This is a genomic window from Streptomyces canarius (genome assembly GCF_014650735.1).
Taxonomy (GTDB): Bacteria; Actinomycetota; Actinomycetes; order Streptomycetales; family Streptomycetaceae; genus Streptomyces; species Streptomyces olivaceoviridis.
The window spans coordinates 44,640-69,600 of record NZ_BMVN01000030.1 but is presented as its reverse complement, the minus strand read 5'-3'; the positions used below and the strand labels follow the sequence as shown (position 1 = coordinate 69,600).

Below are 24,961 nucleotides of genomic sequence, written 5' to 3'. Positions count from 1 at the left end.
GCTGTACCAACGGGGCGATCCTGCCGAGGACATGCACGGGAGCCTTCATACGGCGGCCTCCCTCGGCGTCCTCAAGGTGAACCAGACGCGTTTGCCCGGTGCGCCCGGACTGGAAGTGACGCCCCACTGGGCGGCGATGTCGGCGACGAGCCGCAGACCGCGGCCGGACTCGGCGTCGGCCGCCGGGATGCGGGGGCGCGGCATGCGGCGGGAAGGATCGCTGACGGAAATCTGCACTAGGTCCGCGGCACACTCGACGGTCACGGTGATGGTGTCCGCCGAGCTGCTGCAACCGTGGACGATCGCGTTGGCCAGAAGCTCGCCGGTGAGGAGGCAGGCGTCATCGACCACGCGGGCGTCCGTGACCCGGCCCCGCTCCGTCAGGCAACGGGTGATCAGCTGCCGGACCGGCTGGGCGCTGGACGGAGCAGCGGCGAAGGGCATCTGTACGGCACGGCTGTCAGCCGCCACCACCCGGCCGGTCTGCGGTGCGCCGCCTCCCGGGACCGGGCAGGGCGCGACCGCGTCCGCAGGGCCCAGCGTGACCAGCCGGGCGCCCGCCGTCTGAAGCCATCCCAGTATCGGGATCCGGTCACACTGCTCGGCGGCCAGGTCCGACGTCGACCGGACGATCACGGCATCGGCCAGGCCAGCCTCGACGGTGCTGACGACCGTGGTCCAGCCGGGCCGCGTGTGCAGGGGCACGGTCACCGGTTCGGTGTCACACACGTACGTGTGCACGCTGTGTCCCTGCCGCGCGGCGTCCGCCACCAGCTGATCCAGCCTCAGCTGAGCGGCCACCTCTGCGCTGGTGTCCGGGCAGGCATACGCGACAGCGCGCTGGGCCAAGGCGTGTTGAGCGTTCACAGGAATCCGTCTTTCCGTCGTTGAAGGGACGGTCAGGAGCAAAGCGGGGAAGATCAAGCAGGACCAAGGCACGGGCAGCCCAGGCGAAGGGCGGCCGGCGCGCTTACAGCCGGGGAGGGGGCTTTCGGTGCTGGGCGCCCGAGTTGGTGACGTCGCTGACCGGTATGACCCGGAGTGCTTCGTGCAGAGGCGTGATCAGCCCGGCTGCGTCCGGCAGTGCTTGGTCTGCGGCGGGAAGGGTGTCCCATCGCAGGTTCCGGGACGGCGGCAGGGCCGTCCAGGCGCTCGTGCCCGAGCGGACGATGACGCCCTGGCCGGACAGATGACGGCCGGAACCCGGGGCGAGGAAAAGCACGGCAACGGCGTGGTCCTGCTGCACGCACGGGACGTAGACACCGTGCTGCTCGAGGGCCAGGGTCAGGGCCATGCCGGCCGGGTAGGAGATGCTCACGGCGTTGAACGGCACGCACGGCGCGATCAGTCCGGCACCCGGCCGGGCCTCGATCTCCTCAGCCAGTTCGTCGGCCGTCAGCGGCATGACCGGCTCGGTGACCGGATGGGCGCCCGGCGAGGGGCAGGTGGACGCGCCGCATGTGCATCCCGCGCTGCGGTTGTAGCGGTGGCCGAGCGCTGTGGGCCAGCCCAGGACGTGGGTGTAGGCGAGTACGCAGTCACGTGTATCGCGTCCGTGCAGAGCGTGGAGCGAGGCTGCGTCCCCGGGGCTGGTCAAGGCGCCGTGGTGGTCGGTGACCTGCATGGGAACGAGGATGAGGCAGGGAGAGGGAGGCGACCCCCAGGATTTCTGGGAGCCGCCAACTGGCATATGCCAAACCGCCGTTACGCCACCAGCGACATCTTCCGTACCAGTCCGGATAGGGCAGCGGCCTGCGACGGAACACCCCTGCGGGCGAGGTCCTCCACCAAGGCCCGGGCCATGGGGTGGGCGTACACATACAAGGGAGCGCCGGCCGCCGCTTCGCGGAGTGTCAGAACCGCATCCGCGGCCTTCCCCATCTGCTGCAGAGCACGCGCCCGGTCGATCTTGTAGTGGGTAAGCCGCTCGCGTGACGGCACATCCGCCACGTTCACGTCCCTCACGAAGGACAGACCCTTGCCCGGCTCCTCGATCTCCACGCCCACCTCGGCCGCGTGCACCTGCACGTTCACGCGTCCGAAGACCGTGTGGAAACGCAGATCCGCGAAGCCAGCGGGCAACCGGCCGGCGATCTCCAGCGCGCGCCGGGCGTGCTCCCAGGCGTCCTCGGTCCGCCCCGCACGCGCGCAGGCGATCACATGGCGCAAGGTCAGGGCTCCCTGCAGGGCGAGTGCCGCTTCGTCCCCGCCGGACGTCAGCGGCTCCAGATCGCGCAGCGCCGCAAGCGCGATCGCCTCGGTCTCCGGCATCGATCCCTGATGAAGCATCGCCCCGCACCGGTCCCATGCCACAGCCGCCTTGGCGATCGGGTCGTCCAGCTGCGTCGCCGCGCCGGCCGCGACCTCGGCCGCATTCCAGGCCAGGTCCGGATACCCCAGCTGATTCAGGGTCTGCCGGGCGTTGCGTGCCACGTCGACCACCAGCGTCAGCACCGCGGTCCGCTCCGGCCCGCGGTCGTGCGTGAGCAGTGCCGTGTTCAGCTCCTCCAGCAAAGCGGGAAGCAAGGAGGCGGCATCGGCCAAAGACGCCTTCTGCCGCGCCCGGCTCACGGCCGTGCCCCGTACGCGCATCCGCTCGATGTCCCCCGTCTCGCTGGTCGGTGCCAGCCCGGGATGGTTGGACAGGATCAGGCTGGCCCGGCGCAGTACTGCACGCAGGGCCGGTATGAAGGAGTACGCGGTGGATCCGGCCTCGCGGCTGAGGCGGTAGGGCTGGCCGAGCAGCCACACCACATCCACCTGGCAGGTCTCCGCGATGGCGCAGATCAGGGAGTAACGGTCCAGGCCGAGACGGCCTGCCTCGATGTCCTCGATCCAGTGCACTGAGCGGCCGACCAGGCCGGCTAGTTCTCCCTGGGACAACCCTGCGGCGATCCGGGCGATCCGAACGCGGCGGCCGATGTGTTCCTGAGACGGTTCGGGCATGATGGGCTCCGTTCTGAACTCGACACTCAGAACGGTACCCACCGCGCTGAGCGCTGGGGCTAGGACGGCTTCGCGTGCTCAACGGGCACGCGAAGCCGTTAGCCCCTGACGTGCGGCTCTGCAACGCCCCACCCGGCGCCCGAAGTTGCACAGGCACCGAGCGGTGTGTCGCGGCACACGTGTTTTTCAGCAGGAGCACAGGGGCGGGGTGACCGCCAGTGGCAATGCTCATCGTCGTGACGTCCTCATAGGGGATGGGTCCAGCCTCAGCAGGGGTAAGCCCGAACCGTGGGGTCGGCCTCGCCGGTCGCGCCCCGGCCAAGTTGGCAGGCAGATGCCGACCGTGCCTGAGACGATCGCGTAACCGAATGTCCGAGCCGCGCCGATTCCTTGCTGAACGTTGCCTGCACAGTCGTCCGGCCGACCAGGTCGGTACCCACAGGGCACACGGGGTGCTGGCTGCTCCTCATTGCAGGCTCCGTAACTTTCCGCTCGGCGGAAGCACATGGGCGAAACAGTGGCTACGTCCGGCACTACCGTTTCAACTCCAGCCTGGAGCCGTCACGGGCAGCTCTGCCCGTTTTTCATGGGCGCCGCGTCGCCCTGTTGACCTGCAGCATTGGTATGACCACCCATTGTTACCGGGCAGTAAGGCATTGACGTATCCCAAGGAACACTGTCAAGAGCCCTGAAGGCAGGGCTTACGGTGGGGCGATCGTGACCACAGAGGAGGGTTCATGAGTGCCCGTTCCACAGGTTCAAGAGCGGCACGCGATGCTCTGCGCAAGAAGATGCGCGACCTCGGCATCCCGACTTCCTCCATCGCTCAGGAGATGCGCGCGCGCTTCGGGTTCCGAATCCGAGAGGCGTGGCGGCATGCGCATGGCTGGTCTCAGCAGGAGGTCGCTGACCGGCTCGCCGACCACTTCGCGCGTCGGCCGGGACAGCCGGTGTGGGTCGATGCCTCCATGGTGGGGAAGTGGGAAAAGTGGCCAGTGACATCGGATCGCCGGCCGAGGGTGGCGGTTCTGTTGGCGTTGGCGGACATCTACGACTGTCCGGTAACCGACCTGCTCGACCTTGAGGACCGGCGAGCGCTGCCACCGGACGACATAGAGGTCCTGACCCGGCTGGAGCCGGTCGAGCCGTCCGGCGCTGAACTGTTACGTCTTGCCGCCGACGAGTCGCTGACTTGGTCCCGGTGGGCGGAGACTTCCAACGTGGGCGAGGTGTCAATCGCCCAACTGCTGGCTGCGGTGCGCAGCCTTTCCAGCGAGTACCTGAAGCCCGGCGCCAGCCCGATGCTTCTGTTCAGCCGTGCCCGTATACTGCGCGACCAGGTGTTCGCTCTGCTGGAGGGGCATCAGCGCCCTCATGAAACCCGAGATCTCTACCGCATCAGTGGCTACACGTGCGCTCTGCTGGCCTGGATCTCTTCCGATCTTGGCTGCCTTCCCGAAGCGGAGGCGCAGGGCCTTACCGCATGGCTGTGTGCCGAGCTGAGCGGCGATGCAACCCTGCGCGCTTGGGTGCTTTCCGTGCGCTCGAAGACCGCCTTCTGGGACGGCCGCCTCAAGGACGCCGTCACGCACGCCCAGCGCGGCGCCGCATGTGCTCCGGCGGGCAGCGCGACGGTGCTGCTGGCATGCCAGGAGGCCGACGCCTGGTCGGCACTGGGGGCTACGGCAGAAGCCACGGCGGCCCTCGGTCGTGCCGCGGACGCCCGCCAGGCACTGCGGCCGCGTGACGAGATCGGCGGCTTGTTCGCCTGCGATCAGGCCCGCCAGCACAACTACGTAGCAGCCGTCCAGCTGCGCCTCGAGCGCCCGGTTCAAGCGCTGCACGCCGCTGACCAAGCACTCGCCCAGATGAGGAGCCAGCCGGTCCGCGCCTACGGCACCCTTGCACAGACCCACATCAGCAAGGCCGCTGCACACTTGGCCCAAGGTCAGGCCGACGGTGCTCACGAAGCTCTCCTGCCTGTACTTGCCCTGGCGCCTGAACACCGGCTCGCGACGGTGACACAGAGAGTCACTGAACTGGGTGCCGGCCTCGGTCCGCGAAGCGGTCAGGATGCCGTCGGACTGCGTGCGGCAATCGACGCCTGGCGCTCGGACACTATCTCTCGCCGACTTGCCCTCTCGCCAGGGCGAGGACTGGACTGATTGGATCACTCTATGACTGAGACGACCATGCGCGATCACTGGTGGTGGCGACCCGGCTGGAGCGTCGGCCGTCGCTTCTACACCTGGCACTTGACCTTTACGGGGCAGCCGGACGTTCACCAACTCGCCGCCGCTCACCGAGCGGCGCTCGCACCGCTCGGTGACGACTTCACCCTCATCCCCGACCAGTGGCTGCACCTAACGACCCAAGGTATCGGCTTCATCGACGAGGTGAGCGAGGACGACGTTCAGGCAATCGTTGCTGCGGCGCATACCCGACTAGCTGCCGTACCCGCCTTCGATATTGAGCTCGGCCCTGCCGTCGTAGACCCGGAAGCCGTGCTGCTGCCGGCCAACCCCGCTGAGCCAGTACAGCGCCTGCGCGCGGCCATCCGCACCGCAATCGGCGACGTACTGCACGAAGTCCCGGAGGCAGCCGACGGGTTCCGGCCACACGTGTCCGTCGCCTACTCGGCCGTGAACGGAACCGCCGAGCACGTCACTGAGGCACTGGCGCCTCTGGCCGCCTCTACTGCCAGGGTTCACATCGCCGCAGCCGACCTCATCGTCATCCACCGCGACAACCGTATGTATGAATGGGAGACCTACGCCAGCGTGCCACTGGGCTGAATCAAGGGCGGGTCACAAGCCCGAATGGCGATGATGGGCCTCGCCCTGTCCGCGGACTGGCTGGTCTGGACCGAGGCGTAGGCCCCCGGCGCTCTCGGTTGCTGTGTGCTGAAGGGGACGGTGACCTGCGCCAGCGCGACGACGAGGACCGCCTGCCGTATAGTATCCCGCCCCCGAGAAACCGAACACGATCCGCCTGGTATGCGGGCGCTGCTGCAACCACGGCCGGGACGCGATGCAGGCCCTGGCCGGTACGGCGGGGCAGCCGTCGTGACCGCGCCGGGTGCCGCAGGGCAGGCGGCGGAAAGGTGCCTGTTGGCCGAGATGGTCGGGCTGCTGAACGACGCCGAGCACTACGCGTGGGGCACTTCTGATCAGCATCTGGCCTACCTGGAGCGGCGGGCGAAGCTGTTGCACCGGCTCGTGGACGTCACCGGCGATGAGTCCTCCCGCTACCTTGCCCAGGATGCCGACGACCGCAGCGCGGCGGCCCGGGCCGGGGCCGCGGCCCTAGCCGCCGAGTGCGGCGACCCGAAGCCCGCACCCCGTCAGGACTGAACACGGCCAGGTGCCCGGCCGAAGGTCCGTCACGTCCCTCCGCCCGGGCACCTGGAGACTGGGGCCCGTCAGGGCCTCGGCAGCGTCAGGCCGGGCAGGTGCGGGTGCCGCAGGTGCTGCCCGCCGCCGTGGACGTGTAGCGTGAACGTCTCCGGTCCGGGCTGGTCCGCCTCGTCGTATGCGGACAGCACGCGCTCGATGCGCTCCCACAGCCGTACGGGGCCGCTCTCGCGGACCTCCCACCGGTCCTCGACGGGGGTGAGGGTGGCGGCGGAGCCGGTGACGACGTCGACCAGGTGCGCGACCTCGCCGACGGTCGTCATCTGCGCGTCCGGCACGGCGCATTGGGCGAGGAACCGCAGGTGGAACGCCTCCTCGGTCCCGGCCGTGATGCGCTCCGGTGAGTGCCGGGCCGTCCGACCGGTCTCCGGGAGGCCCGCGGCCCAGTGGGCGGGGTTGCCGAACGCCGGCGCCGCGTGGGTGCGGGCGGACATGAAGGAGACGGTGCCGCCCAGGAGTTGGCCCTCGGCGGTGCCGTCGCCGTTCACGGTGAGCAGGACGCGGGCGTACCCGTACAGCCACCCCGAGAGGGTGAGCAGGATCTTCCCGCCCGGCCGGGCCTGCGCCAGCAGGGCGGGCGGCACCGCGCGGAAGGAGCACGCGGCCACGATTCGGTCGAAGGACGCCTCCGGCCAGTACCCGTACAGCCCGTCCGCCACCGCCAGCGTCGGGCTGTACCCGCAGCCGTACAGCGCGCTCGCGGCCTGCTCCAGGCGGTGGGGGTCGACCTCGATGCTGGTGACGTCGGCGGAGCCGAGGCGCTCGCAGGCGAGCGCGGTGGAGTAGCCGGTGCCGGTGCCGATCTCCAGCACCGTGTGGCCTTCCTGCACGTCGGCGTCGGCCCACATCCGCACGACGAGCGACGGCAGCGTGGACGACGAGGTCGGCGCCCCGCCGTGCCGCACCTGCGGATTCTTCCAGTCCGGTTCGTCGCCGTCGAACTGTGTGATCAGCGTGGTGTCGGAGTACGCGGCGGCCAGCCACCGGCCATAGTCGAGCTCGGCGGTGACCGGCTCCCACACCGTCAGCCCCTGCCCGTCGAGCCCGTGGGCGGGCAGGTAGAAGCCCGGCACGAACCGGTGCCTCGGCACCGTCTCCACCGCTGCCCGCCAGCCGGGATCGGTGAGAACGCCGTCCTCGGCGAGGGCCTTCGCCATCGCCTCGCGCAGCCGTTCGGCGTCGGTCTCCAGGGCGGCGGGCATCATCGCGCTCCGCCTCCTTCCGTGCTCGTGCTCGTGCTCAGGATGTCAGCGAACGCCGTCGTGATGTCGCCGGCGTCGGGCAGCCAGCCCCACTGGCCGTTCGGGTTGCATTCGATGAACACCCAGTCCTCCGCGGCGTCGCCGTCGCCGGTGAGGGCGAAGTCGAAGCAGCCGAAGACCAGGCCGAACGCGGCAAGGTAGCTGTGCAGCGCGGCCTCGATGGGCGCCGGTACGACGATCGGGGCGTGCAGCAGGGCGTCCCAGTCGCCGCGGCGCCAGTCCAGCGCGCCGTCCGGGGCGGCGATCTGCTGGGCGAACACCTTCTTCCCGACCACGGTGACGCGCACGTCGCCGGTCTTGGCGATCTCCGCCTGGAACAGGTGGGCGGTCACCGCGAGCGCGCCGTCGAAGGAGTCCGGGTCGACGCGCTGGGCTCAGATCGCGCCGGTGTGCCCGTCCTCGTCGCGGGGCAGGCCTCGGAACGTCTTGTAGATGACGGGGCCGTGTTCGGCGGCGAACTTCCGCGCCTGCTCGGCGTCGTTGGTGACCAGCGTCGGGGGGATGGCTAGGCCGAGCTGGGCCGCCTGCTGGAGCTGGGCGGGCTTGAAGTCCGCGGCCGTGACCGCGCCGGGGTGGTTGACGTAACGGGCGCCGTGCAGGTGGTTCAGGATGCCGCCGAGGCCGTGCCGGGCCTCGGCGGCGGCGAAGTCGCGCTGCTGAGTGGGCAGGTACTCGAACCGAGTGGCATAGGGGGTGGGGCGGCGGTGGTACACCGCCGCCACCTCCCCCAGCTCCACCTCCCGGCTGCCGGTGACCAGTCGCCCGGTCCAGGCCGGCGCCCTGGCGCCGATACGGGCGCCGAAGACCAGGGCGGGGCCGATGTCGGCCGGGTCGACCCGCGCGACGGGCACCTCGCGCTCGTTCAGTGCGGCGATGACCCGGTCCGCGGTGACGTCTTCCAGCGCGGTGACGACCAGGACGGTGGAGGCCATCGGATCAGTCCGACTCGTAGTCGGTGGTGTTGTCGTCCTGCGTCTGCGGCTGCGGTTTCTGCCCATCGCCGCCACCGGACATCGAGGCCGTGCCGGTGGTCTTGTTCGTGCCGTGTTTGCCCATCTCCACCACCCGACCGGCGGCGTCGGTATAGACCGCGGTCTGGGTGGCCGCGTCGAGCGTCACCGCGGCGTACGACGGCGGGCCGATCGGAAGCCGGTCGGTGACCAGCCTCATCGCCCAGGGAGCCTGGAGTGCAAGCGTCGCCATGCGAGTTCCCTTCCCCTTGCCTCATGCGGATAGCCGGGCGGCTACCGCCTGAGCAGAATCCGCCCCTGGCCATGGTCCTGGCCAGTACCGTGGGTGCCGCGATTCGTGGCGGAACTGCCACGCTGCGTGACATGGAAGTCGGGGGGCGAGACGGCTATGACCGGCAGATCGAGCAATGCGCACCTCGCGCTGTGGATCGCGGCCACCGGCCTGTCCCACGGCGAGATCGCCCGCCGGATCGCCGCCGAAGCGATCCGCCAAGGTCACCGGCAGATCGCCCCGGACGCCACCCGCGTGAGGCGCTGGATCGACGGCGAACGCCCGCGCCCGCCGGTCCCGGCCCTGCTGGCGGCCGTCATCTCGGACGCGGTCGGCCAGCCGCTCACTCCGGGTGATTTGGGCCTGACGGCCGCCGGGCCCACGCTGGATAGCATCCAGCTCCCGCTGCTGACCGAGGCAGCCGCCCAGACCCTGGCCGGATGGACCCAAATGGACCTCTTCCTCGACCGCCGCGACACCCTCAAGCTCGCCCTCGGCGCCCCGCTGATCCTCGCCGCCGCACGGATGCTGGGCGGCACCGCCCGCCGCCTGAACCGCGCCACCAAGGGCTTCGACACCGACACCACCGCCGCGCTGGAGGAGGTCACCGCGTTCTTCACGAAGGCCGACGCCTCCAAGGGCGGCGGCCTGTACCGCTCCGCGATCGTCGCCCAGCTCGCCGAAGTCGCCCGCCGCATCCAAGACGGCGTCCCCGCCTCCTTGAAGGCCCGGGTGTTCACCGCGACCGCGGACCTGGCGGCACTGGCCGGGTGGGTCAGCCACGACTGCGGCCGGTACGCCACCGCCCAGCGGTACTGGGCGTACGGCATCTACGCGGCCTCCGAGGCCGGGCAGCCGGATCGCGGCGTGGAGATCGTCACCCGCATGTCCCACCAGATGATCTACCTGGGCCACCCCGAGGATGCTCTCGGGCTGCTGAAGGTGGCCGCGGCGAAGGCGAACCTGCCCGCGACCCGGGCGCTGGTCGCCTCCCAGACCGGCCGGGTGCACGCGGCCCTCGGCAACGAGCGTGATGCCGAGCGGCACCTCGGTGCCGCCGACAAGCTGGTGGCTGACGGTCTGGGCGACGAGGTCCCGGAGTGGGTGGCGTACTTCGACGCGGCCGAGCACGCCGGCGCCCGTGCGGTCTCCGCCCGCGACCTCACCGGCATCGGCCGGAACCGTCGGGCCAGTGATCACTTCACGGACGCGCTCGCCCTGCGCCGGCCCGGCTTCGACCGGGTGAAGGTCATGGACCGCGTCGGGCTGGCCGCCGCGCTGTTCACGGAGAACGAGCCGGAGCAGGGCGCCGCCGCAGCCCACCAAGCGCTGGACGAGGCCGCCCGCATCGACTCCACCCTGGTCGTCTCCCGCCTCAACACGCTGCTGGACGCCGCCCGGCCGTACCGGACCGCCGCGGTGGACGAGGTCCGCACCCGTGCGGCGGATCTCGCCGCGGCCCGGCCGACCACGGTCGCGGCCTGAGACCATCGAGCGCATGGGCAAGCACTCCCGACCCGGACCACCGAACCAGCCGTCCCGCGCCGTCCCGCGCGTCGATGCTGACGATTCGCTCGCGGCGTACGAGAAGCGACGTCGCCCGCCGCTGGACGTGTGGCGCCGCCACCGCCCGCTGCACGGCGGTGGCGGTCACGTCCGGCCCGACGATGCCCGGGCCCTGGAGGAGTGGAACGGCTTTGCGTACGCGCCTGCTGGCACGGCCGCGAACCTCGAGCAGGCCCAGCGGTGGGTGAACGAACAGGCGCCCGGCGGCGAGCCAGCGGCGTGATCGGCGGGCCGGGCGTCAGCCGACCGGCGTGAGAGCGGCGTCGCACTGCTCGATGGCCCAGGGCAGGACGACGCAGGTTGGCCGCGTGAGCGCGAGCAGGCCGCCCACTGGGCCCGGCGCCTGCTCGCCGACGGCTCGCTTCTCGCGGTCGATGTCGAGACCACCGGCCTGAACAACGCGTACGCGGTGCAGATCGCCGCCGTCGACCGCCACGGCACGCGATGTGATGCCCGGGGAGCCGCCACGCCGGCGGCTCAGGGGCGTCGTCCACCCACGGCTGCGGCGTCCGGTCGTCTTGGTGCTCGACGCCATCGCGTACAGTCCTGGTGGCCCTCGGGCGGGACGGCGTACGTGGACGAGCGCCCATTTCCGTCCCGATAGCGCACCCGCACCACACCGTCGCCGACAGCACGTGCGACGCGATCCACGCCGCCGTCATGTGCCGGATCCACATCCGGCACATCCGCCCCGACTCCTCGGCTGGCCAGGTCTACGTCGTGCTGTATGACATCGACAGCGAGCCTCGGGCCCAGGAACTGGCAGCAGCCCTGCACGCTGGTAGCACCCCTCTCGGCAAGCAGTGGGGAACCGGGCGGGGGCAGTGTCGGCGTGTGAGGTTCAGGCTTTGGCGAGGATGATGGCACGCGTGTGCAGCGCGGCTTGAAGGTTTCGTGTTGAGCTGGTCGCGGCTGCGATGGAGATGGCCTGGTCGATGAGGTTCTGGGCCTGATCGAGGTTGTGGTGTGCGATGGACATGCGCGCGCTGGCGGTGAGGACCGCGGCGGAGCCGCGGACCATGGGGGAGGGCCAGGCCGTGAGGGCTGCTTCGAGAGCCTGGCGGCCGGTGTGAAGAGCGGTGCGGTCGGTCTCAGCAAGTGCGACGGCGGTGTGACCGGTCCACTTGTTTAGCTCGGCCTCACTCAGGTAGCTGATGTAGGGCGGCTTCTCGCCGTCTTCGGCGCGGCTAAATAGGTGCCAGGCGGCGTCCAGGTCGCTTCGTGCGGACGCGTGGTCAGCCAGGCGGGCCTGGTGGTGTGCTCTGACGGCGTGGAGCCAGCAGCGCACCGCGGGGTGGGCTCGGGTGTCGGCCAGCTGCAGAGCACGGTCGGCGAACGCGAGGGCCTCGTCGTAGTGGCCGAGGTCAGCGAGGACGCGGCTGATCTGCCCGAGGAGGTTGCAGCAGGAGGAGTCGTCTCCCGCGCGGCCGGCATGCGCGGCAGCATCACGGTATTTCTTCTCGCCTCGCAGGTGCCGTGTACGGCGAGGAGTTCGCGGTGTTCCCCGATGAGTTCTGCGTGGGCCCACTCCAGCTCGCCGTGCCGCTACGTCAGCTGCTGCCGTGCACCGCTGAGCCAGTGGTGGGCTTCGCTCGCCCAGTCGGTGAGTCTCGGACAGCTCGTCGAGTGCGGCACAGCTGGCGACGGCGCGCTCGTCGGCGTCCCTCGGCCTGGCGGGCTTTCTCACCGGCGTCACTAATGACCTGCTCGATGCGGGCGGTGACCGCTGAGGTGTCCGCGCCGGCCTGCTGCCCCTGGTGCACGGCTTCCAACGCGGTCAGCCCTCGGGCGGCAGCGGCGCGAGGACCTGCTGCTCGCGGGCTCCTTGGGCCACGGCCTGCTGGACCGGCACGGGCTCCGGTGCGGCGGCGCGCTCCTTCTCCAGGGCCTTACGTGCCCTGTAGACGACCTGCCGGTCCCGCGGGCTTGTTGTGCCGGACGCAGAACCGCGGTGGCGGGCCGTGCTTGCCCTTCGGGCGGGGGCCCGGGCGACAGTGTAGTCGGGGTAGTTGCAGTCCGGTCCGCCGAAGCCAGCCTGCATGAGCTTCTTGGCCAGCCAGTCGTCGGTGGCGGCCGCGAGGCCGGGCCGGATGCTCGTGGTGGTCATCGCCCCTCTCGTCTCCCGCTCACTTCAGGTATAGGCCCAGGCGTTGTCGGTCAGGACCCGCTCGGCCGTCACGCCGCGTGCGGCGAACCAGGTGATTGCTCATCGTAGGAAGTCGGCGTAGGGGGTGGCCTTCTCGTCGGGCGGGTCTTTCGTGTAGGCCAGGCGGGAGTGGTCGTCCAGGGCGGTGTGCAGGTACGCGTATCCGGTGCCGCCCCGGCGGTCCTCGTTGGCCCGGCCGGCTGCGCGGCCGAGGACCTTGTGGCCGCCGCCGTCGGGGATGCGGCCGAGTCCGGGCCCGCTGTGCCCCGCACCCCCGGTCCGGGGCACAGTCGTGCCTCGCGCGAGTGATCTCCCGCCCCACGCCGACACCCGCTGAGGCACGGGACGTTGGGCCGGGCATGAAGCGACTGATCCTCATTGCGGCTTTAGCCGCCGCGCTCTCCAGCGCCATTGCCATCCCGCAGGCGTCGGCCGGCGCACCCCAGCAGCAGTCCTCACCCGCGATGGCGCGGACGGACTTCAACGAGTGCGGCTACGTGGTACGAGAAGATGCTGTACGGCTGCGGACCGGTCCTGGCACCCGCTACACCGTGCTCGGGCTGCTCCACGAGGGCGATGCGGTCTATGCCGTCCAGGCCCGGCACGGCTGGTACAAGGTCCGCCTTGCCTACGACTCCGGCAGCCACTACGGCACACGCAAATCGTCAGGACTGAAGGCAGACACCAAGGGCTGGACTGCAAAGCGGTATCTGCGCCGCAGCGTCTGCACGCGCCTTGACTGAGTGCCGTCAGCACGCGTCGGTGGCCCACCCCGGATTCGGGTGGGCCGCGACGGATTTGCGAGAGGGGGTCGGACCGGCGGTGGACTCCTGTGACCGTGGCGGACGGGCGTCTGTGGCCTGCTGGCCAGAGGCTTGGGCTAGACGGTGGTGCATTGCGCGGTCAGCAAGACCGCCGTGAGAGTCCCGGCCTCGGTGATCAGGCCGTCGCTGCACATCGCTACCGCCTACTCCAACGCGACCCAGCGCAGCTCCATGTCGGCCTCGCTCGCGTCTCGCTGGTGCTCACCGATGCTCAGACCTCGGGCAAGGTACAGGTGCTCACGGGTACGCGCGCCGGCGGGCATCTGCCACATCATCGTCAGTAGCTCGACCTCGGAGGCGCGGATGCTGGCCTCCTCGACCAGTTCCCGGCGCGCAGCCGCCAGTGGGTCCTCGTCGGGTTCGCACCCGCCACCGGGGCACATCGGCACGTCGTAGCCGGGGAGCAGATCCACCGGGGGTCGGGCGTTCAGATGGTGTGGGAGCCGAAAAGGATTCCGGTGAATGTGCCGGCCATGAGGAATGGGCCGAGCGGGATGGCCGATGTGCCTGCGGCGCGGCGTGTGAGGATGAGACCGGCACCGTACGCCGCACCGAACAGATATCCGGTGAAGGTGCCGAGCAGCAGGGTATTCCAGCCGTACCAGCCCAAGGCCGCGCCGAGCGCCGGGGCGAGTTTGACATCGCCGAAGCCGATGCCCTTGGGGTTGATCAGGAACAGCAGCAGGTAGCAGGCCCCGAGTGTGAGGGAGCCGAGCAACGCGGTCGTCCAGCAGCCGCCGGCGTGTGGCAGCAGCGCGGCGCCGCCGAGCAGGACAAGAGCGGCCGCCGTGAACGGCACGGTGACAATGTCGGGTAGCCGGTGCACCTTGGAGTCGACGGCGGCGAGCAGCACGCCGGCCGGGACGAGCAGCAGCCAGATCACTAGCTCGGGGCGAGCGCCGACGGCGGCTGCCAGAAGGGCACAGGCTGTGGCTGTGACGGCGGTGAGGATGGGTGTGTTCGGGCCGTACCTGTCGCCCTCGCAGCAGCTGGCCCGCCCCAGCCATCCGTTCCCGATGCCGGTGAGCGGATGTCCTGCAGGACACGCGCTCCGCCACGGTTCCCCGGGGGGCACAGAGAGCCGGTAGGAGGCGCGCGGTATGAGCAGGCCAGCACCGGCGCCCCACAGGACCGCCGTTGCGGTGATCCAGAACGTCTCCACCGCACGGAGCTTAGACGCCGCGCCGTGTGTGCGTGGGTCTGGCCGGCCTCCCTGGGGAGGGACGGAAACGAGGCCTGATGCCTGAATGCCGGGTGGCGAACCGAGCCCTGGCCCCATACATCAGACAGAGCAGCCGGTGGCGAGCGCATGGCTGGGCATCACCTTGCACTCGATCCCCGGGCCGGTCATTGTCTCTGGATGCCCTCAGGGAGAAGGAAGCAGTTGCCCTGGAGAGTGGCCTGGTCACCGCATGCGCCCGCGGTTGCGTAGACCGTACGGGAGCACTGAGCCAGTGGCGCACGCGGCTGTCCGCGTCCAACGAGGCCGCTCTGTACGCCTGCAAGGCCCGGGACTTTGTCGCCAGCCAGCGGTGGGCTGTGCGTCTGGGCGCGCCGCCTCACACAACGTTGGGTTCCGCCGTGCCCGGGCTGTTGAGGAGTGCGTTGATGAGTTGTTCGGTTTCGGTTTCCAGTGAGCAGTCCAGTGCCCGGTTGACCTGTTGGAGGCGGGTGATGGCGGTGTGCAGGCCTTGCCGGTTCCTGGCCGCGTGTTCGATGCGGAGCCAGTCCCGGTACAGCAGTTCTGCGGTGTCGTCGACTTCGAGGCCGGTTGCGATGGCCTGGCGGGCTGCGCTGAGGTTGTGGTGGGGGCCCGGGGGTGTGCGGTAGGTGGCCACGGTGTGCGCCACGTCGATGATCCGTGTGATCATTTCCTGCTGGCAGGGCTCGGCCCAGGGCAGTGGCTTGCCCCCGAAGGGTTTTCCGCGGACCAGGGCGAGCGCGTTCTCCAGATCGGTCAGGCCGGCCGGGCCTTGTGGCAGGGCGGATTGGACGAGCTGAAGGAAGCGGGTCCAGTCGCAGCGTACTTGGGGGGAGAGCCGATAGGGGTCCTCGCCGGTCTTGCGGCGTGGCACGTAGAGGTTGCCGGACGAGTCGCTGCCCAGGGAACTGCGCAGGCCCTGCATCCGTGCGTTGAGGGTGCTCGTCGACCACGGGCTGACGGGATCCATGTCGGCACACAGCACGTCCGCGCTGCGGCCGGGTCGGAAGTACAGCAAGGCGGCCAGCTGCGCCATTCTGGGGCCGTGGCCGGTGCTGTCCACGCCCGTCACCTCCACCGGCCCGAGCACCCGGATCTCCGGGGCGTTCAGGTCCTGCGTCTTGCACTGTTCTCCCTCTGGCACCGTGGGCTCCTCGGGGGCGGAGGCCGCCGGGGCGTGAGCCTCCGCAGCTTTTGCCGTGTCGGTGGAGTCCACAGCGGTTGGGGACGCCGGGGCTGGAGAGACCGCTGCTTCGGTGCCCGGTCCGGTTTCGTCGTCGAGCTGGGCCGATGATGCGGTGGGGGAGAGGAGACGGAGCCCGGACGGATCGGTGCTGGCGGCGAGCAGGGCCGGGAAGACCTCGCTGCTCACATCCGTTGCCGCCGACGGTGACGGGATCGAGGCGGCAGTCGTTGCGGTTGACGACGTTTCCGGCGATGCCTGTTCGGGCTGCTGTCTGCTGTCGGGCTCGTCCGGGACGTCTTCCCAGGGGCCCTCGGCCGGGTGGGACGGCTGCCCGGATACCTTCAACGCGGTGGTGATCTGAAGGTAGGCGGCGTGCTCCAGGCGCTGCACCGTGATGTCGGTGCCGGCGTAGTCGAGGGGCTGCGGCTCGCTGAGGGAGGCGTTGAGGATCTTCGCCTCGGGGAAGCAGGCGGCCGCCGTGCTCGCCGGGGCGATCAGTGTGACGGGTACCGCCCCCGCCCGAGAGATCACGTCGGCGAACTGCCAGGCTGTGTCCTCGTCCAGGACGGACGCGCACAGCAGCAGATACGGCTGATGCTGGGTTTCGGGCACCTGGTGCGCTTCCAGCAGTCGTTCGCTCAGATCGCGCAGCGCGTGCGCACCCTGGCGCATGTGGGCGATCCGCGCGGTGGGCAGCAGCTGCGGCAGGTCCTTGCCGAACCCGACGGTGACGATCTCGACGTCGGCCGCCCACGGACTCATACCGAGTTCCAGGGCGAGTGAGGTGCACACCTCGGTGATGTGGACCGGGTTGCCATCCAGCAGCAGCGCGGGCAGCTGCGCGAGGTTGAGCAGCAGCAGGTCGCCTGCCTCGGTGCTGCCGATTGTGACCAGCCCCGGATACGGTGCGGGCACCGCGCGGGCGGCCTCCTCGTCCAGGAGGGCGGCCTCAGCGGGGAGGTCCCACCAGCCGCCCCGCCCGGCGGTGAACGGCGCCACCGGTTTTTGGGCGAGGTCCTCGGGCAGCACCTGAACCGTGCGGGTCCCGATCCGGGCGGCCCGCAGCGGCGGCAGGACCGCGTCGTCCTCCTCCTGCTGGGCCACGTGGTGAGCCAGGGTCCGCAGCGCCACGTTAAGGCGGGCAGCACCGCCGGGCTCGGCGGCCGCCGCCAACAGGGCCTCCGCTGGGGAGGTCTCCGCTGCGATGGCGATCTTCTCGCCCGGCTTGCGGCGTCGGCGCTGCAGCGTCCGGCGCAGGGCGAGCGCACCGGTGACGGCGGCTGCGAGCAGCGCGCCGGCGCCGAGCACGATCCGCAGGTTCAGCGGGCTGCTGGCCGCAGCCGTCGCCGGGGCCTCGCGCGCGGGGGAGGAGGCAGTGGTACCGGACGGGTCGGCCGACGCCGACGGCGTGGCGGCAGAAGCCGAGGCGCTGGCGCTGGGCTCGGGTGTCGCGGACGCCGCAGCGGACGGTGAGGACTGATCCTGTCCGGGCTGCTCGGCCGGGCGACTGGACGGCGCGGTGGGCGCCGACGACTGCGGTGCAGGCGCCTGTGTCTGGCTGGGTGCGGGCGCTGGTGCATTCCCCGTGCTGTCGCCCGGCTTCTGGATGTCGTCGGGGTTCTGGGTGGTCGGGGGAGTGGTCTCCTGACTGCCGGACTCCTCACCGTGGCCCTGGTCTGGCGGCTGATCGGTCTGGGTTCCGGGCACGGTGACCTGCTGCCCCGCGTAGATGACGTCGGGGTCGGTGATCTCGGGCAGGCCGTGCGGCTGCGGCTTGCCCCGGCTGGCCTCAAACAGCTGTGGCCAGTCGTCGCCGTCGCCGAGCTCCTCTTCCGCGATCTTCGACAGGTAGTCGCCGGAGTGGACGGTGACGACGTGCCCGCCCTTGTCGTCGGCAGCCGGGGTGCGCTCACCCAGCTGGGTACGGACGCCTCCTGCAGCCGTGGCGGTCTCCGGCATCTGAAGCTGCCAGCCGGCCTGTAGAAAGCTGTTCGCGCGGAAGACTGTGCCGTCGGCCATGATCCGCCCTTCGTTCAGATCGGCGATCTCCCGCCACCGCTCGCCGTCCCCCAACTCCCGCTCGGCGATGCCCCACAGGCTCTCCGCAGGCCGCGTCTCGCGCACCGTGTACGTGCGCGACGCTGGCGTGCTCGCGGAGGACGTGGGTGAGGCCTGGTCGCCTTGGGCGGCTGTCTGGGGGGCCTGACCCGCCACGAGTCCCGCCGTGGGGGCCGGCGCGGCCTGGGCATCGGAGGCCAGCGCCGAGCTCGTAGGCAGCAGCACCAAGATGCTGCCGATCAGCAGGGCCGCGGCACGCTGCGAGGCGCCCATCCCCCGCGGGGCGTGCCAGGTACGGCCCCGCAGCTGTGCGATCAGCTCGCGAACCGCGCAGAAGCTGAACTGCGCCCAGCCGATCCAGCCCACCGCGATGAGCAGCAGCAGAAACACGCTGCCGGTGTCCTGCCGGTCCAGCAGGTGGGTGAGGTCGTCGTGGGTGGCAGCCCAGATGACCGGGGTGGCCCAGGCCAGCAGCAGCGGCAGCCCGGCGACCGCGGCGACCAGGACGAGCAGGCTCATCACGGCCTTGCAGACCCGGGCCAGGGTGCGGCCCACCTTTGCGGCGGGCGAGCGGGTGGTGGTGCGCATCAATTTCCTTCGGGAGCGGTGACGCCATGCAGGAGGGTGGCCTTGCCATGGCCGGTCACCGACAGAGAGCCGATCCCGGCCACCGACAGGAACTTCGTGTCGTACGAGCCGGTGACGGTGACGTTGAGGGTCTTGCCGTCGCCGGACACGCTGACCGTGCCGGTGGCGCCGGCGGAGCTCAGGTAGGCCTGCGCCGCGGCGGCGGCCGCTTGGGGATCGACAGTGATCGCGGTGCCGCTGATGGCGTCGGCGGGGTCGATGGCCTGCCCGCCGGCCCGGGCGGCCTCGCCGGCGATGTAGTCGGCCCGCTCGGTGGTGCGCATCTTGCTGCCGCCGTCCACGGCGACGCCGATGATGCCGATCAACGCGAACACGCATACGGCGACGAACACGGTGACGCCGCCTCGGTCGTCACCGTGGGCCTGCTGTATCCGGTGCAAGATCATCATTCACCTCGCTGTCTGTACTGGTCCACTACCGAGGTCGCCGTCGACGTGAGCGTCTTGGCTCCCGGCATCCCCGGTAGCAGCAGATCCGACAGATTGACCGTGCAGGTCACGGTCACGGTGACCGTGCCGACCTGCCCTACCGGCACGCTCAGGCCGCCGGTGTTGACGCGGACGGATGTCGACGCGCATGTGATGCCCTGGTCGTTGAGGGACTCCGCGGCTGCTGACTGTGCGGCTCCTTGGGCGGCCGCCGCCGTGCGGTGAATGGAGGCCTCCCGGGCCGCGTCCTCAGCCGCAGAGTCGATCTTCGCGCCGGAGGTGACGATCCGGCCGCCGGCGATCGCCAGACACAGGAACATGATCAGCGAAGGGAGGATGACGGCCGCTTCGATCGCGGCACTGCCCTCGTCGCTGCGAAGCCTGTCGACCAGGCCGGCCATGTCTCGCACGTCATTCACTCCCCCCGGACAGTCCAGCGCTCCACCGGGCCGGACGCCGACTGCGTGACCCGCAGGCCCGACAGACCCGGGATCACCGAAAGGGCCGTCCCGGATACCTGGACCCGCACACGCTGCCCATCGCTGCTGGCGAAAACGCTGTAGCCACTCAGGCTGTCACCCGCAGTGCGCCCCAGCACGGCCCGCGCCCGGGCCGCGCCGTCGGCCGGACTCGACGGGTAGGAACGGGCCGCGGTGGCGCCTTCGCGGGCAGCGGTCAGAGCGATCTGCCGTGCGTAGTACCACATGGAGGCCTGGATGACGGCGACCGTGACGAGCAGCACAAACGGGAAGACGATCGCCATCTGGATGCTGGTGTCACCACGGTCGTCGCGCCATCTTCGCCCCTGCCACCAGTCCTTCAGCCGCTCGGTCACAGCCCGTTGAGCTTGCCGTTGTATTTGGCGATCACCACGGCGATACTCCCGGCGATCAGGACGGCACCGGTGACAGCGGCCACCCAGATGATGACGGTCGTGGTGGAGATGTCGCCGCGGTCCGGCCGGCGGGCGGCCTCCTGGAGACCTTCCTGCACGCGCGTGGTCAGACGCAGGACCACACCGTTGGCGCGCGCCCAGGCACGCGCTCCCCGGCGGCCACGCCTCGGCCTGCGGGACGCGGTGTACGGGCCGGTGTGCGGGTGCGCGGTTTCCCGGAGCACAGCACGGCGGGTGCGGGCTGCGGTGTGCTTCATGTTCCGTGCCTCTCTTAAGCGTTGAACGAGTCGGTGTGGTCTTTAGACGGTCAGCATGCGGATCACCGCAGGGAAAGCCATCAGCAGCATCACCAAGACGGCCAAGAGAGCTCCCGGCGCGGTCATCTTCTCGCTGGCCGCGTTCGCCTCGGCGGCCTGATTAGCCAGCAGTTCCGCATTCAGCGCGGCGGTGCGGGCCCGCAGCGCCTTGTACACGGCAACGCCGTCCGTGGCGCTGCCGCGCATGATGTCGGCGACGTCGTCCAGGACGGGCAGGTCGTACTCGTGGGCGAGTTCCGTGAGTGCTTGATACGGCGCGATCTTCTCCAGCCGTGCCCGGCGCAGCGCGCCCTGCAGATACAGAAAGGGCCAGCCCTCGCCGACCTCGGCGGCCTTCTCCAGCGCCTCGGCGGGCCCTGCGTCGGCGGCCCGTTTGAGCGCGACCAGGTCGAGGTAGGCGGACAGGGCATGCGCAAACTCCTCCCGTGCCCGCTTGGCCTGGTCCCGCACGGCGAGATCGGGTGTGATAAACAGCAGTGCTGCGACGATGAGTCCGACGCCGGCGGGCACGTAGAACGGCAGGCCTACGCCCGCGATGATCCACGGAATCGTCGAAATCACGGGGCAGAGCAGCCCCAGCGCGGCGAGCGCGACCTTCTTGAGTATGAACTGGCCCGGCCCCTGCCCGAGCAGGGCCAGGTTCATCGAGGGCACCCTCACGCCCGGAAGCCGCTCCAGACGGGCCAGCAGCCACCGGCCCCACACCTCCTCGCGGTCCAGCTCAGGCTCGGGCATCGTCAACGTGGCCGGGGCACTGCGCTTCAGGGCCGGCCCCAACGCAGGCTGCGGCTGCAGCAGTTCCCGGATCAGCAATGCGACGCCGGCGCCGACCGTGCCGCCGGTCAGAACGACGGGGATCAGGTTCACGATGCGGCTCCTTCCGGCTCGCGGGCCGCGACCTGCTTCTCCGACTCCGGCGCGGGCGCAGGCAGCCGGACGGTGCTGGCCGGGTCGGTGACCAGAAAGCGGGGGATGCGGCGGAAGGAACCCAACTGCCGCATCAGGGCAAGCACTCCGACGAATCCGGCCGTCAGGAAGGCCAGTACGAGCTGTCCCAGCAGCGTGGAGTACGGCTTGGTATAGCTGGGCACGAAGAACCCGGCCACCACGACGCCCACGGTGATGATGGCCATCCACCGCACGGTGGTGCGCGGCTTCGCCCGGTCGGCCTCGATGGCGCGCTTGCGAGCGACCTCCTCACGGACGGTGCCCGCCAGGTCCTCCAGTGCCTGAGCCAGTCCGGGGCCGCGGTCGTTGACCGACAAGATGAGCGCCGCGGTCACCTTGTCCGCAGTGACATCGTCCAGTTCATCGGCGAACGCGCGCAGCGCTCCTTCCGGGCGCCAGCCCAATCTCAGCCGGTCGGAGAGGTTGATGACCTGCGGGGCGAGTTCGTCCGGCACTCCTTGACGGCTGGTGATCATCGCCTGTTCCAGGCCCATGCCCAGCCGGAGCAGGCCGGCCAGCCGCTGAGTCCACTCGCTCAGCGCCTCCAACTGTCCGATGCGCTCCTGCGCCGTCTGTGCCGGAGTGATCAGCCAGGGCACCCCGATGACGGCCGCGCCCAGCAGAGCCCCGCCGACGAAGTTCCCGGATACCAGCCACACGGCTACGAAGACCACGCCGGCCGCGACCGTGAGGGTCCGCCGCCGCATCCTGGCGTCCTCGCTCTGGTTCTTCCCGCCGAGCAGGGCCCGCCAGCGCTGACGCAGTGGGGCCCGCCGCGGCGCCGTGGTGCCCACGACACCGGCCACGACACCGATCAGCCCGCCGACGACGGCCATGCCGCTCAGCAGCCCGAACAGCAGCGTCATCGGCTCACCCCCACCTTCAGCGGCAGCGGCGCCGGCCAGGCCCCGTAGGGCTGCTGCAGCAGCGTCGAATCGAAGCCGACGCGGCGCAGGTCGTCGATGCATTCGGGGTCCATCCTCGGCACCGCCCGTAACTCCCCCCACTCGCGGCCGGGGGAGAAGATCTCATTGGTGGCGGGCCTGCCACTCTCGCCCATCCCTGTCACTTCCAGGACGTGAGAGACGTAGCGGTGGCGGCGGCCGCCGATCTGCGTCTCGTCCGTCATCTCGACGTACACGATGAAGTCCAGACCGTTCGCGGTCTGCCGGTAAGCGAGCTGCTCGGACAGATTCTCTTGGGCGAGCGCGTACAGCTCGGCGATCCGGTCGAAGATGACGTCCGGGCGACGCGCGTGGATGGTGCACAGGTTACCGCCGGAGCCGTTCGTCAACGCCTGCATCATCGCGACGACTTCAGGACCGCGGACCTCGCCGACCACGATCCGCTCCAGCGACATCCGCAGCGCCGGGTGCATCAGGTCCAGGAGCGTGACCTCACCGGCACCCCGCCCGGTGACGTCCTTTTCCCCGTTCGACTCACGGCCCACCAGCGACACCACCTGCTTGTGGTAGCCGTTGGCGTGACAGAACAACTCGTCCTCGGTCTGAATGGTCGCGAACCGGCACTCCGGGTCGAACTCCCTGAGCATCGCCCGCATCAGCGTGGTCTTCCCGGCCTTCTGCTTCCCCGCGACCATGACGTTCTTCTCGGCGCGCACGCACGCGCCGAGGAACTCGCGCAGGATCGGGTCGATGGTGCCCAGCGCCACGAGGTCGTCGAGACTCGCTTGGGAGACCCGGTGCCGGCGGATGACCGCGTACGTCATCGGCCCCAACCCGGTGATGGCCTGTAGGCGGGAGCCGTCCTGCAGAGACAACGCGAGGGTGGGATTCGCGGTGGAGATCGTGCGCTCACTGTGCCCGGACCCCCGGGCCAACTCCCGCAGCAATTCCAGAAGTTCCTCTTCGGAGTCCGCGATCGGTCCGACCCGGCGGCGCTCGCCGTCTCCGTAATCGAGCCACACCTCGTGCGGGCCCTGAATGATGATGTCCTCGACCCGGTCATCGTCCAGGTACGGCTGGAGCCGGCCGGCCCGGAACAGCAAGTCGTACACGGCGCGGCGCAGCGCCTCATCTTCCTGCGGCGTCATCGCCTGGGCGTCCGACCACAAGGCGACGGCCTCGGCGATCCAATTCAAGCAGCGCTGTTCTTCGCTGGCCCTGTCCACGTCGGGCTTTGTCTTGAGCAGTTCCTCACGCTGCTTGGCGACCTGGGAGGCAATGTCCCGGGCCACCCGGTAATCGACAGTGATCTGAGGAGCCGCCGTGCCAAGCACCTGTGTACTCGAGGCAGCACCGGCCGGCGCCGGTGCGCCGTTGGTCTGGTGCACCCACTCCTGGGGCGGGGCCACCGTGGGGTCCGGGTGCAAAGGCCTAGCGTGCATGGGACACCTCCCCGCCTGCCGTACGCGCGGCGCGTGGATCGAGGCGGGCCCGGCGCATGGCGGCCCGCTGGACAAGCAGCGTGCTGCCCGTGCGGGCAGCCTTCATCAGCGGCGACCGGGTGAAGTGGCGTGGCTGTTCGGCGCCGTCGGACAGCACACGGGCGTCCTTCGGCGCGTACGGCAAAGTGGCGATCACCGGCACCTGCAGTACGCGCTGCACTTCACCTGCGGGATACGGGCCCTCGTTGATCATGAGGACGCTGACGTCGCCGACGCGTTCTTCCAGTGCGCGCACCCGGCCCTCTGCTGCTTGCAGGCAACGCAGGGTGTTGCGGACCACCACGAAGGTGGCGTCGGCCTGCTCGGCCAGGACGCCGGAGGGCCCGTAGGCCCCGCGGCGGCCGAGGTCGATCAGGACGTCATGGCCGCTCTCGGTCTCGATGCCGCGGAACATCTGCGCAAGGATCTTCCAGACCTGGCCGAGGCTTGCCGCCTGTGAGGGGTCGGTGATGCCGGGCAGCAGCAGCCGGTCGCGCGGTGATTCCTGCTTGCTGTCCTCGCTGCTCAGATCGATCAGCTGCCGCCAGAATGCGTCGCTGAACTCGCCCTTGCGGGCGGCCACTGAGAGGTTGCGCAGCCCGTACCGGTCGCCGAGCGAGCCCTGCAGCAGCCCGTGCAGCACGGCCCCGCCATCCGGGTCGCACTCGGCCAGGATCATCCGCCGGCCCGCCTCCAGCGGCCACGACAAAAGCAGGGCCAGGGCGCTCGTGGTCACCCCCGGCGCACCGATGCAGCCTGCGAGCGCGATTACAGCCATCAGTTACCGTCCGGGGCAGCGAGGACCAGGTGCACGGTGCCGGCCGCCTCCCATGCGGCGGCCGTGGGGCCGTCGGTCGCGGACGTGGCCACGTCGACGACCACGATTCCCGTACCGGGGGCGGCGCCGGACGCCTTCACCACACGGCCGTCGATGCTCTGCGGAGCAGTGTCGGATGTCTTGCCGGTTTCCGTGGTGCCCTGGGCCGGGACGTGCACCAGCTGCACCTTCTGGCCCGGGACCAGCGCGGAGGCGGGGATCTGCTTGGGCTCCAGGCCGATCGGCACCAACTGCTCACCGGCCTTCACCAGCGAGTCGGTCGTCACCTGTGAGGAGACGAGCAGGGATCCGGGCTTGAGTTCCACGGCGGCCCGCTTGCCAATCACCGACTTCAGGTTGTCGGCGCGCACCGCCTTGACGGCCGGGTCTAGGGCGACGGACGCCTTGCCCAGGTCGTCCTCGGTGAGGACCTGACCGACCTGGACATCGCGGACCACGGTCACTACGTCCGTGCGGTTGCCGACCTGGAGCAGCAGGACGGCAACCCCGGCTCCACCGGCGGCAATCAGCGCCAGCGACAAGGCGATGACCCCTGGTCGTCGCCTGCGAGCCGACACCCGAGGTGGCGCCACCGGTCCGGCCGTGCGTCCCTGCTGGGGGACTCCGTTCGGGGCTGTGTCTACACGTTCTTGGGTCTTGCTCACCGTTTTTATCCTT

At 70.2% G+C, this 24,961-nt stretch carries 28 protein-coding genes and 1 pseudogene; 6 read left to right on the top strand and 23 right to left on the bottom strand.

Features of this window, described 5'->3' with window-relative positions; all coding sequences use genetic code 11:
* Positions 1–45 precede the first annotated feature (45 nt).
* The 3 genes from IE294_RS32175 to IE294_RS32165 all read right to left on the bottom strand — a co-directional run bounded on the left by IE294_RS32175 (position 46) and on the right by IE294_RS32165 (position 2,946).
* Positions 46–801: an ATP-binding protein gene (locus tag IE294_RS32175; protein WP_189891907.1), complete on the bottom strand. Its 756-nt coding sequence runs from the start codon at positions 799–801 to the stop codon at positions 46–48.
* Between the two features lie 169 nt (positions 802–970).
* Positions 971–1,624, bottom strand: coding sequence for a hypothetical protein (locus IE294_RS32170; RefSeq protein WP_189891905.1), 654 nt, complete (start codon positions 1,622–1,624; stop codon positions 971–973).
* 80 nt (positions 1,625–1,704) lie between these two features.
* A complete protein-coding gene (locus IE294_RS32165; RefSeq protein WP_189891903.1) occupies positions 1,705–2,946 on the bottom strand; it encodes a helix-turn-helix domain-containing protein in 1,242 nt (413 codons plus the stop codon).
* A gap of 737 nt (positions 2,947–3,683) precedes the next feature.
* On the opposite strand from IE294_RS32165, the gene IE294_RS32160 reads away from it, so the two are divergent.
* The 3 genes from IE294_RS32160 (at position 3,684) to IE294_RS32150 (ending at position 6,299) form a co-directional block, all read left to right on the top strand.
* Positions 3,684–5,111: a helix-turn-helix domain-containing protein gene (locus IE294_RS32160; RefSeq protein ID WP_229917472.1), complete on the top strand. Its 1,428-nt coding sequence runs from the start codon at positions 3,684–3,686 to the stop codon at positions 5,109–5,111.
* A gap of 12 nt (positions 5,112–5,123) precedes the next feature.
* Positions 5,124–5,741: a 2'-5' RNA ligase family protein gene (locus tag IE294_RS32155; protein ID WP_229917471.1), complete on the top strand. Its 618-nt coding sequence runs from the start codon at positions 5,124–5,126 to the stop codon at positions 5,739–5,741.
* 315 nt (positions 5,742–6,056) lie between these two features.
* A complete protein-coding gene (locus tag IE294_RS32150) occupies positions 6,057–6,299 on the top strand; it encodes a hypothetical protein (RefSeq protein WP_189891901.1) in 243 nt (80 codons plus the stop codon).
* 68 nt (positions 6,300–6,367) lie between these two features.
* On the opposite strand, the gene tgmC is transcribed toward IE294_RS32150, so the two are convergent.
* The 4 genes from tgmC to IE294_RS32135 are packed head-to-tail and all read right to left on the bottom strand — an operon-like array spanning position 6,368 to position 8,824.
* Positions 6,368–7,564: an ATP-grasp peptide maturase system methyltransferase gene (tgmC, locus tag IE294_RS32145; protein WP_189891899.1), complete on the bottom strand. Its 1,197-nt coding sequence runs from the start codon at positions 7,562–7,564 to the stop codon at positions 6,368–6,370.
* Positions 7,561–7,953 (bottom strand): MvdC/MvdD family ATP grasp protein, encoded by a 393-nt coding sequence (locus IE294_RS47990; RefSeq protein WP_229917470.1) that lies wholly within the window; start codon positions 7,951–7,953, stop codon positions 7,561–7,563. Before IE294_RS47990 ends, tgmC begins: the two co-directional genes overlap by 4 nt.
* A 42-nt stretch (positions 7,954–7,995) precedes the next feature.
* A complete protein-coding gene (locus IE294_RS47985) occupies positions 7,996–8,553 on the bottom strand; it encodes an MvdC/MvdD family ATP grasp protein (RefSeq protein ID WP_229917469.1) in 558 nt (185 codons plus the stop codon).
* A gap of 4 nt (positions 8,554–8,557) precedes the next feature.
* Positions 8,558–8,824, bottom strand: a complete 267-nt coding sequence (locus IE294_RS32135; protein ID WP_189891898.1) for a putative ATP-grasp-modified RiPP — start codon at positions 8,822–8,824, stop codon at positions 8,558–8,560.
* Between the two features lie 156 nt (positions 8,825–8,980).
* On the opposite strand from IE294_RS32135, the gene IE294_RS32130 reads away from it, so the two are divergent.
* On the top strand, positions 8,981–10,348 hold the full coding sequence (locus IE294_RS32130) for an NsdA family TPR-like regulatory protein (RefSeq protein ID WP_189891896.1): 1,368 nt from the start codon (positions 8,981–8,983) through the stop codon (positions 10,346–10,348).
* A 13-nt stretch (positions 10,349–10,361) separates the two neighbouring features.
* On the top strand, positions 10,362–10,652 hold the full coding sequence (locus IE294_RS32125; protein WP_189891894.1) for a DUF6087 family protein: 291 nt from the start codon (positions 10,362–10,364) through the stop codon (positions 10,650–10,652).
* A gap of 15 nt (positions 10,653–10,667) precedes the next feature.
* Here the strand turns inward: IE294_RS32125 and IE294_RS32120 are convergent, their stop codons facing one another.
* The 4 genes and pseudogenes from IE294_RS32120 to IE294_RS49840 all read right to left on the bottom strand — a co-directional run.
* Positions 10,668–10,964 (bottom strand): hypothetical protein, encoded by a 297-nt coding sequence (locus IE294_RS32120; RefSeq protein WP_189891892.1) that lies wholly within the window; start codon positions 10,962–10,964, stop codon positions 10,668–10,670.
* Between the two features lie 306 nt (positions 10,965–11,270).
* Positions 11,271–11,957 carry an NsdA family TPR-like regulatory protein gene (locus tag IE294_RS32115; RefSeq protein ID WP_189891890.1) on the bottom strand — a complete coding sequence of 229 codons (687 nt, stop codon included), beginning with the start codon at positions 11,955–11,957 and terminating at the stop codon, positions 11,271–11,273.
* 249 nt (positions 11,958–12,206) lie between these two features.
* The gene (locus IE294_RS32110; protein WP_189891888.1) at positions 12,207–12,536 is read right to left on the bottom strand and encodes a hypothetical protein; all 330 of its coding nucleotides are present in this window, start codon (positions 12,534–12,536) and stop codon (positions 12,207–12,209) included.
* Between the two features lie 30 nt (positions 12,537–12,566).
* Positions 12,567–12,824, bottom strand: a pseudogene (locus tag IE294_RS49840) (IS481 family transposase); the annotation flags it as partial.
* A gap of 110 nt (positions 12,825–12,934) precedes the next feature.
* Here IE294_RS49840 and IE294_RS32100 point away from each other — a divergent pair.
* On the top strand, positions 12,935–13,318 hold the full coding sequence (locus tag IE294_RS32100) for an SH3 domain-containing protein (protein WP_189891886.1): 384 nt from the start codon (positions 12,935–12,937) through the stop codon (positions 13,316–13,318).
* 224 nt (positions 13,319–13,542) lie between these two features.
* On the opposite strand, the gene IE294_RS32095 is transcribed toward IE294_RS32100, so the two are convergent.
* The 12 genes from IE294_RS32095 to IE294_RS32040 all read right to left on the bottom strand — a co-directional run bounded on the left by IE294_RS32095 (position 13,543) and on the right by IE294_RS32040 (position 24,861).
* The gene (locus IE294_RS32095) at positions 13,543–13,812 is read right to left on the bottom strand and encodes an NUDIX domain-containing protein (RefSeq protein ID WP_229917468.1); all 270 of its coding nucleotides are present in this window, start codon (positions 13,810–13,812) and stop codon (positions 13,543–13,545) included.
* A 14-nt stretch (positions 13,813–13,826) separates the two neighbouring features.
* Positions 13,827–14,282 carry a prepilin peptidase gene (locus IE294_RS49370; RefSeq protein ID WP_306433485.1) on the bottom strand — a complete coding sequence of 152 codons (456 nt, stop codon included), beginning with the start codon at positions 14,280–14,282 and terminating at the stop codon, positions 13,827–13,829.
* Between the two features lie 676 nt (positions 14,283–14,958).
* Complete coding sequence (locus tag IE294_RS32085) at positions 14,959–18,432, bottom strand: LysM peptidoglycan-binding domain-containing protein (RefSeq protein WP_189891883.1); 3,474 nt, start codon at positions 18,430–18,432, stop codon at positions 14,959–14,961.
* Positions 18,432–18,881 (bottom strand): TadE/TadG family type IV pilus assembly protein, encoded by a 450-nt coding sequence (locus IE294_RS32080; protein ID WP_229917466.1) that lies wholly within the window; start codon positions 18,879–18,881, stop codon positions 18,432–18,434. The genes IE294_RS32085 and IE294_RS32080 overlap by 1 nt, the downstream gene beginning before the upstream one ends.
* Positions 18,878–19,321 carry a TadE/TadG family type IV pilus assembly protein gene (locus IE294_RS32075; protein ID WP_189891881.1) on the bottom strand — a complete coding sequence of 148 codons (444 nt, stop codon included), beginning with the start codon at positions 19,319–19,321 and terminating at the stop codon, positions 18,878–18,880. The genes IE294_RS32080 and IE294_RS32075 overlap by 4 nt, the downstream gene beginning before the upstream one ends.
* 14 nt (positions 19,322–19,335) lie before the next feature.
* Positions 19,336–19,755 carry a TadE/TadG family type IV pilus assembly protein gene (locus tag IE294_RS32070; RefSeq protein ID WP_373315877.1) on the bottom strand — a complete coding sequence of 140 codons (420 nt, stop codon included), beginning with the start codon at positions 19,753–19,755 and terminating at the stop codon, positions 19,336–19,338.
* The gene (locus tag IE294_RS49835; RefSeq protein WP_189891879.1) at positions 19,752–20,072 is read right to left on the bottom strand and encodes a hypothetical protein; all 321 of its coding nucleotides are present in this window, start codon (positions 20,070–20,072) and stop codon (positions 19,752–19,754) included. Before IE294_RS49835 ends, IE294_RS32070 begins: the two co-directional genes overlap by 4 nt.
* A gap of 42 nt (positions 20,073–20,114) precedes the next feature.
* Positions 20,115–20,999 carry a type II secretion system F family protein gene (locus IE294_RS32060; RefSeq protein ID WP_189891877.1) on the bottom strand — a complete coding sequence of 295 codons (885 nt, stop codon included), beginning with the start codon at positions 20,997–20,999 and terminating at the stop codon, positions 20,115–20,117.
* On the bottom strand, positions 20,996–21,946 hold the full coding sequence (locus tag IE294_RS32055) for a type II secretion system F family protein (protein ID WP_189891875.1): 951 nt from the start codon (positions 21,944–21,946) through the stop codon (positions 20,996–20,998). The genes IE294_RS32060 and IE294_RS32055 overlap by 4 nt, the downstream gene beginning before the upstream one ends.
* Positions 21,943–23,427 carry a TadA family conjugal transfer-associated ATPase gene (locus IE294_RS32050; RefSeq protein WP_189891873.1) on the bottom strand — a complete coding sequence of 495 codons (1,485 nt, stop codon included), beginning with the start codon at positions 23,425–23,427 and terminating at the stop codon, positions 21,943–21,945. The genes IE294_RS32055 and IE294_RS32050 overlap by 4 nt, the downstream gene beginning before the upstream one ends.
* A complete protein-coding gene (locus IE294_RS32045) occupies positions 23,417–24,244 on the bottom strand; it encodes a CpaE/TadZ family protein (RefSeq protein ID WP_189891871.1) in 828 nt (275 codons plus the stop codon). The genes IE294_RS32050 and IE294_RS32045 overlap by 11 nt, the downstream gene beginning before the upstream one ends.
* On the bottom strand, positions 24,244–24,861 hold the full coding sequence (locus tag IE294_RS32040) for an SAF domain-containing protein (RefSeq protein ID WP_189891997.1): 618 nt from the start codon (positions 24,859–24,861) through the stop codon (positions 24,244–24,246). Before IE294_RS32040 ends, IE294_RS32045 begins: the two co-directional genes overlap by 1 nt.
* Between the last annotated feature and the right edge of the window lie 100 nt (positions 24,862–24,961).